This window comes from Rothia sp. HMSC064F07 (genome assembly GCF_001837265.1).
Lineage (GTDB): Bacteria > Actinomycetota > Actinomycetes > Actinomycetales > Micrococcaceae > Rothia > Rothia mucilaginosa.
In genome coordinates this window covers 42,580-43,870 of the sequence record NZ_KV831928.1, presented here as the reverse complement: position 1 = coordinate 43,870, position 1,291 = coordinate 42,580, and the positions used below count along the sequence as shown (strand labels likewise).

1 protein-coding gene is annotated in these 1,291 nt (G+C 61.0%); it reads left to right on the top strand.

Annotation, left to right across the window (positions count from 1 at the left end; genetic code table 11):
- Nucleotides 1–1,291, top strand: a 1,291-nt coding sequence (locus tag HMPREF2712_RS08020) for a YncE family protein (RefSeq protein WP_371326252.1), incomplete at both ends; no start/stop codon positions are given.

Genomic DNA, 1,291 nt, shown 5'->3' with positions numbered 1-1,291 from the left:
CCGACGGCGGCACCCGCTACATCAGCATGAACATCCTGGTTGATGGCGGTAAGCTGTACGTTCCCGAGCGTACCGGCGGCAAGATTTTCGTCATCGACACCAAGACCTTCAAGGTAGAGAGCAGCTTCGACACCAAGGGCAACGCTGAGGGTGAGGTTCGCCCCTCCGACGTGGCTATTGACCACTCGCAGAACGAAATTTACGTCTCCTCCCAGGGCGTGAAGGGCGCGAACTCCGGTGTATCCGTGTACGATGCGACCACCTACGAGTTCAAGAAGTTCATCCCCTTCGGCACCCAGGCGCTCTCGCTCGATAACGATGAGGCCAACGACCTGGTGTACGTGACCGACTTCGGCACCGGCAAGGTGGGCGTGATTGACGGCGGCGCAGCGGACAAGCTGATTGCCGAGGTTGCCATGAACGGCGGCAAGGCAAACGACCTGGTCGTACTGCCCAACGGCTCCGTTATCGCTGTGGACAAGCAGGCTGGCGCAACCGCAACCGTGCCCTACGTCCTCGACGGTACCACCGGTACCGTCAGTACCTCCAGCCAGGTCACCAGCAAGCCTTCTAAGGACAAGCAGGGCAACGAGGTTCCCGCCAAGACCTCCGAGATTCAGGCGAACTCCATCCTGAAGTTCAAGGTCACCGCAACCGCAGGTGACAACTCCGAGATCAAGCAGGTCACCCCCGAAACCCGCGAGTTCCAGGGCTACCCGGCAACCGCCACCAAGACCACCAAGGCAACCGACACCACCACCCCCTCCACCGAGGCACACCGCACCGTGGACGCAAACGGTAGCGTTGCGAACATCATTCAGGGTCTGCCCGGCCAGTTCCAGGTTGGCTACTCCAAGAAGAACCACAAGCTGTTCGTGCCCACCGTGGGTGCACGTGGCGGCCTCGCTTCCTCCCTGGCACGCGTGAATGCAGACACCCTGCAGACCGAGGCTTTCGCCGAGCTGCCTGTGAAGAAGAACGACAAGGGCCAGTACGGTTACACCTCCGCGTACGGCGTGACCGTTGATGACGTGGACGGCACCGTCTGGGTTACCAACACCACCGACAACTCCGTGGCAGTGTACGACCAGCAGACCCTCAAGCTCATCTGGACCAACGAGGGTGTGAAGAAGGACGACCCGAACTGGATTGAGCACCCCCGCTCCGTTCTGGTTGACCACGAGTCCGGTAAGGCGTTCGTGACCGGCCGCTTCTTCGTCTCCGCTATCGATCTGAAGACCAAGCAGGTTGAGAAGATTCAGCTCGAAGGCGCACCCGACGGCGGCACCCG